Origin of the sequence: Paenibacillus forsythiae T98 (assembly GCF_000520735.1) — a bacterium.
In the GTDB taxonomy this organism is placed as follows: domain Bacteria; phylum Bacillota; class Bacilli; order Paenibacillales; family Paenibacillaceae; genus Paenibacillus_AQ; species Paenibacillus_AQ forsythiae.
The window spans coordinates 1-5819 of the sequence record NZ_ASSC01000778.1; the positions used below are offsets into that span (position 1 = coordinate 1).

At 51.8% G+C, this 5819-nt stretch carries 7 protein-coding genes; 5 read left to right on the forward strand and 2 right to left on the reverse strand.

The window, feature by feature from the left end; genetic code table 11:
• Positions 1 to 960: ABC transporter substrate-binding protein (locus L692_RS0123710; protein WP_232238854.1), on the reverse strand; the 960-nt coding region annotated here is incomplete at its 3' end.
• 237 nt (positions 961 to 1197) lie between these two features.
• Between L692_RS0123710 and L692_RS0123715 the strand changes: the two genes are divergently transcribed.
• The gene (locus tag L692_RS0123715; RefSeq protein WP_025702436.1) at positions 1198 to 2205 is read left to right on the forward strand and encodes a hypothetical protein; all 1008 of its coding nucleotides are present in this window, start codon (positions 1198 to 1200) and stop codon (positions 2203 to 2205) included.
• Positions 2206 to 2236: 31 nt separating this feature from the next.
• Positions 2237 to 2515 (forward strand): hypothetical protein, encoded by a 279-nt coding sequence (locus L692_RS0123720; RefSeq protein WP_025702437.1) that lies wholly within the window; start codon positions 2237 to 2239, stop codon positions 2513 to 2515.
• A gap of 4 nt (positions 2516 to 2519) precedes the next feature.
• On the opposite strand, the gene L692_RS0123725 is transcribed toward L692_RS0123720, so the two are convergent.
• Positions 2520 to 3365: a PIG-L deacetylase family protein gene (locus tag L692_RS0123725; RefSeq protein WP_025702438.1), complete on the reverse strand. Its 846-nt coding sequence runs from the start codon at positions 3363 to 3365 to the stop codon at positions 2520 to 2522.
• A 92-nt stretch (positions 3366 to 3457) separates the two neighbouring features.
• Here L692_RS0123725 and L692_RS0123730 point away from each other — a divergent pair, with 92 nt between their 5' ends.
• From L692_RS0123730 to L692_RS30045, 3 genes are all read left to right on the forward strand, one after another.
• A complete protein-coding gene (locus L692_RS0123730; protein WP_025702439.1) occupies positions 3458 to 3706 on the forward strand; it encodes an acyl carrier protein in 249 nt (82 codons plus the stop codon).
• Positions 3699 to 5027 carry an ATP-grasp domain-containing protein gene (locus L692_RS30040; RefSeq protein ID WP_051503572.1) on the forward strand — a complete coding sequence of 443 codons (1329 nt, stop codon included), beginning with the start codon at positions 3699 to 3701 and terminating at the stop codon, positions 5025 to 5027. Before L692_RS0123730 ends, L692_RS30040 begins: the two co-directional genes overlap by 8 nt.
• Positions 5020 to 5819, forward strand: an 800-nt coding sequence (locus L692_RS30045) for a hypothetical protein (RefSeq protein WP_051503573.1), incomplete at its 3' end; no start/stop codon positions are given. The genes L692_RS30040 and L692_RS30045, both read left to right, overlap by 8 nt.

Sequence of the window (5819 nt, forward strand, 5' to 3'; positions counted from 1 at the left end):
ATATTTCGGCGAGAATGGCGCTTCAGCAAGGAAAGGTCCTGCGGCGGATGTAGCTTGTCCATTCATGATTCCGCTGACAATGGCTTCACGGTCGATCAAGGCGTCGAACGCGCGGCGGACGGCCTCTTGCTTCAGATCCGCATGATTGAAGTTGTAGATCAACTGGTGGGTGCGGAGGCTGGCTAAAGATTCGAGCGTCAGTGAAGGATCAGCACGAAGCTGGTCAAAGCTCTCAATCGGCGGACGGTAGACAATATCTGCGCTTTTGGCCTGAATGGCCAGCAGACGGGCATTGGCATCCTCGTTAAAAGCGAATTTGGCTCTCGCAATTCTCACCGTCCCTCCCCAATAATTACGGTTGCGTTCAACATTCAGCTCGCTTGCTGGCTTAAAGGATAAGAACTGAAAGGGGCCGGTGCCGACAGGCATCCCTTCTGTAGATTCGATTGCAAGCACGGCAGTATTCGGATGCACGAGGCTGGAGGGAAGCTGGGGATCGGGCTGCTCTGTTACCAGTGTAAGCACTTGCCCATCCGACTTCATCTCTCGGATATGCAGAGAGTTTCTTACCGAAGGATTTAATTCCTGGGCTCGTTTAAGCGAAGCTTGTACCGCAGCGGCATCTACAGGCTTGCCGTTATGAAATGTTGCTCCTTTCCGGATCAGAAAGGTCCAGTTCTGACCGTCAACACTGCTCCAGGATTCGGCAAGAGCCGGACGAAGCTTCAGATCATTATCAATCGTGACGAGTGTCTCTGCGATTCCGGCTCGGACGGCCGTGTAATTCACATCTGTGTGCGGATCGATGGTGTTGCTCTGTACATTGAACAGAAGAGTGATGCTCTTGTCTTCGCCTGATGTAGAGGCGTCTGATTCGGCAGGAGTGTCCTGTGGCGAACAGGCGGTGAGCGCCAGCGCAAGCAGCAGGGATACAAACCTGATTTTTTTGAATATGAACACAACGTATTCCTCCTTGATATCCGCATGAACAATAATCGTAATAATTACGTTTTAGGCAATGCCTCAACATTATATCGAATCGTGTCATAAGTGTAAATATTACATTTAAAATTTTAGTTAATGAAATGGAATTGCTTATTTTTTTCTGGAAATTTCAGTATAAAAGATGTATATTAAATCCAGGTTTATTGGACTTATATGGATGCAGTGATCTTGATTACCAGTAGGGAGGAACGCATGAGCGGTTCAAAAATTTTACCGATGCAATACCCGATCATTACTTCATGGCAGTGGCAGGCCAATGCATTCGCCATATTAGCCAATTATCCGCAGACGGAGCCCTGGATCATGAACCATTTTATTCAGCTTCAGCTCACGTCTAATCCGGGCAGCTCCTATGTGGATTTTTACCGGACGCCTACCTTCGAATTCTGTCCCTGGCTGTTTCATCAGCATTTGCAGCGGGACACGGTCCGCTATTTCAATAAGGACATCTGCGCCTTCTTCGTGGACTGCATCAATCTGAACAATTACATATACGGCGTGTTCGACCAGGCTTTTTTTGTGCCGGGACATGACCGGCTGCCGCATGATCTGTTTATCTACGGATATGATCTGGAGCGGAGGGTGTTCCATGCGGCCGATTTCACTTTTACGGGCAAGTATGCTTTCGCGGAGGTAGCGTTCGAGCAATTGGAGAAGGCCTACCACGCCATAGAAGGGGACGAGGATTGGCTCTATTCCGGCAAAGGCGGCCTATCCTTAATCAGCTTTACGGATTCGCTGGGCTATGACTTTAACATAGCGAATGTGGCGACGCAGCTTGAGGGCTTTTTAGCGGGACATAACAGTTTTGAGAAGAGCAGGGAATTGACCTACCGGACGAATCCTTGCGTCTTTGGTCTCGAAGTGTACGACAAGCTGATAGAGGATGTGATTAAGATCCACGATCAGCAGCAGGAGGCGGACTACCGGCCGTTTCATGTGCTCTGCGACCATAAAGCGCTGATGCTGCGCCGGATTCCCTTCCTGGAGGAGCACGGGTATTTACAGCCGGACTCCGGCATTCTGGAGTGCTATCGGAGCATAGAGAATGATGCCCTATTCTGCAGAAATCTGCTGCTCAAGTACATGATAACCAAGCAATCGTCAATTATCGACAAAATAATTACAAATATAAGAAAAATTAGAAAAGAAGAAGGAGAGCAAATTGAAAGCTTGTTAACAAAACTGGTGATAGTCTAGTTGGTATATTATAGGGGAAGGAGTGTGAGGCATGAGCGAGCAAGATGTAACCGGGCAGATTATTCAACGGATTGAGCAAAAAATAGAGTCCTCCTCCGGGTCTTCCTCTGAAGATGCGGCCGCCATTACGCCGGATACGCTGCTGCGTGAGGTGTGGCTGAGGCTGGAGTCGATACAGGTCGTTGAATTCGTTGTGGAATTGGAAACCTCTTATGAGTTGGAGCTGCCCGATGAACTCCTGGGCCAGATCGACAGAAGCTCACTAAAGGTATCTGATCTGGCCGCAATGATTACTGGTGAAGCGGTCTAGCGCCTTATGTCAGGCTCTCGCCTAGCGGGACCGGATCTCTTGCATCTACTGTGTAGACTCTGAAGAAATAACCGCAGCTTGACGGGTCTTGCAGCTTTGATTGCGGAGCCGATGCCCTTGCATGCCGCGCCATTTGCCTTAGCATGCTGAATCTCGACGTCCACAGCAGGCTGATTTGCGAGCTGTATTTCAAGGCGGCGTTTATTTTGGCAATCAGGTTGCCGCGCCGCAGCTTGACGGGTCTTTCGCTTAGTCCCCCGGCGAGCTCGGTTCTCCAGGTCAGGTCATGGTTATACCACAGGTAAGGCAGGTCTTCGTAATAAAATAAACGGGCGCGACCGCCTGCTCCGCTGCCGCCTTGACGCCCGCACCGCTCGGCGGACCGCCTGACGAGGCAGTGATCGATATGTCTTCCGATTCCAAGCGGTACGTAGACACCCGCATATTGTTCAAACGGGATATGCTCCGACAATACGGAGACAATGTTCTCCACCACCTGATGCTCAGCGCTCCAGTCTGCATTAAACAGCTCGTCCAGCTTGCTGTATACGGGGCTGCCATCTCTATTTTTACGATAAATGCACTCCAGCAGGTTGAGATGCAGGACGCTTGCCCCGAGCGCACCCGCAGCATGAATATCCTCTTGCCGGCGGACGTCCATCGTATCCGTTCCCAGCCCGAATTTCTTGTGAAGGATTCTGGCGAGCATGGACAGATTCGTTCCCATGCCCGTAAAGACGGTGGCAATGGTAACCTGATAATTATTATGTATAAGCGCATCGATGTAATCGCCGCAGGACAGGATCGCATCGTCCAAATGGGCGGAAATAAACAAAACATGTCGTGACATAAGGCACCTCCTTGCTCATTGATTACAATTATATACTAATTTAGAGCTATATGTTATTCCTATCATCTTCATATCAGAAAGGAAGAGGCGAAATGTTTGAGAGTATTAAAGAAATTATTATCAAAGTCAAAGAAGATGAAGACTTGCGAAGCACCCTTACTCCTGAAAGCGATTTAATAAATGAGGTTGGCCTGGATTCGCTGCAAATGATCAATTTTATCCTGGAGGTCGAGGACCGGTTCGGGGTGGAGATTGTTTACGAGGATCTCGATTACGACAGTCTGCTGTCCATCGAACGCTTCATTGACTTCCTGAACGGCATGGAGAAGAAGATTGGCTAGAGAGCTGGTTGCCGGAATCTTTGACGCGGAGTCCTTCTGGAGAGACGAGAACCTGGCCCGCCTGCCCGCTATTCGCGACAAAGACAGAGAGCGGATCGTCCTGGCGATGGATGAGCTTATGTTTCCGTTCTGCGGCAGCGGCGACGCCCTGTTAACCCGATTTGCCATGGAGGAGGCCCATAAGGCGTATCTGGCAAGCATTGGCTTCTCCTTCCGGCATCTGGTCTGGGAGGGAGACGACGCTTCGGCCAATCTCTTTCAGGCCATGGCCTCGGAGCAGGAACGTGATGAACGGTACGGGGCGTTTGACACGTTATCCCCCTTCGCCGTCGTGCCCCATACCCGTGAGGTTATCGCCAAATACGAGTTCTCGAACGAGGTGCCTGGTATCGATACGGTGAAGCGGGTCAATTCCAAAATCTATTCCGCAAGGTTAACTGGAGAGCTGCTGGGCAAAGGCTTCGGCAAGCCGGTGTATTCGGCGGAAGAGCTGTCGGCGCTTGGGCGCGGCCTTCTGGCTGAACACGGATCGGCGCTTGTTAAAGATCCGTTCGGGGTATCGGGAAAGGGCAATATGCTGCTTCAGTCACAGGCGAGCCTGGAGCGGGTAGCGTCATATATCCGCAGGCAGGAAGGGGAGGGTAAAGCCGTCGCTTTCGTCATCGAGCCTTTTCTGGATGTAGAATGCGATTTCTCCTGCCAGTTCGACATTATGAGGGACGGTTCGTTTCATCTGGTCGGCTTGCAGAAAATATTCAACAGACAGTTTGCCTATTTAGGCTCCGAATCCATGGATGCAGCTGGGCGGGAGGCGCTCGAAAGAGCAGGCTACTTCGATGTGCTGCTGCAAGCTGCGGGCCGCCTGTACAAGGACGGTTACTTCGGTCCGGTATGCATCGATTCCATGCTGCTCAAAGACGGAACGCTTGTGCCGATTGTCGAGATTAACGCGCGGAAGTCGATGGGATTCATTAATCATCGTCTGGATCAGGCGCTTCAGGCCCGCAGCGGGAAAAAAGGCTTCTTCACCTTCCGGTCGGTCGGCTTCAAGGAACGGTTCGATTATGAAGGGTGGCTTGAGGAGCTGAAGCGGCAGGACATTCTGTATCCGAACCGGCAAGGAAACGGCATTCTGCCGTTGTCTTCCGCCACATTGCTAGCCGGCGCGGCCGAAGCCGGAGCAGACGCTCCCGCAGGCGGAAACTTGCGCAAGGGCAGGCTCTACATGACGATTATTGCCGATGAATTGCCGGAGCGGGAGCGTTATGTGGAACGAATGAGGCTCAGCTTCGAGTCGAAAGGAGGGAAATGGTATGGCTAGCGGGACTGGACCAGTCACTCTGCTCGGCTCCGGCAACTCGCTGGGCGTCTATGTGCCGGTCATGCAGCTCAGCCGCCAATTAAGCGGCAGAGGCATCTCTGCGGAAGTGTGCGTACTGGAGGATCTCTATCTGGATCATATCAAGCAGAAGGTGCCGGCTTATAAAAAAGCTTTTCACCAAAGCTTCGCCGTAGCCAAAAAAGGCGCCGAGCTGGCCCGGGATATTTCCCATTGCCTGGATTCCTCCAAGCTGCGGCGGCTCTTTGAAGGCTGGAAGCGGGAGGGTAGAACCCGATTTATCACCGCAACGGGCTTCTGGCTTCCGATTTTGGAACAGTATCAGCGTATTATCGGGAGCCAACGGCTGGAGGTGGATTGTCTCCATTTGGACGCCATTCCTTCTCCTTCCTATCTGGTGTACGAGGACATTGGCAAGTCATACCATCATATCTGGTTCTATAACCCGGCTTGCAAGGGCATGACCTATCGGATCGCCATTTCGGAAGAGCCTCCCGTACCGCTTGGCATGAGGGAAGAACGGTATGTCGCGCACGGAGGGGGCTGGGGAATCGGGACTTATCCATCAGCGGTACAGGAACTGCTGGAGGCGGGGAAACGCCTCAATGTGCTTGCTTATTACCAGGAAGATATAAAGCCCCATGAGCAAATTCAATATTACATGAATGATCCGAAGTGGAGCCCCTGGGTAAAGGATGAATCCGGCCGAATGCAGTTTCCTCCGCTTGGGCGGATCGGGCCGGACCAGTCGCCGGCCTACCGGAATCGGCAGGA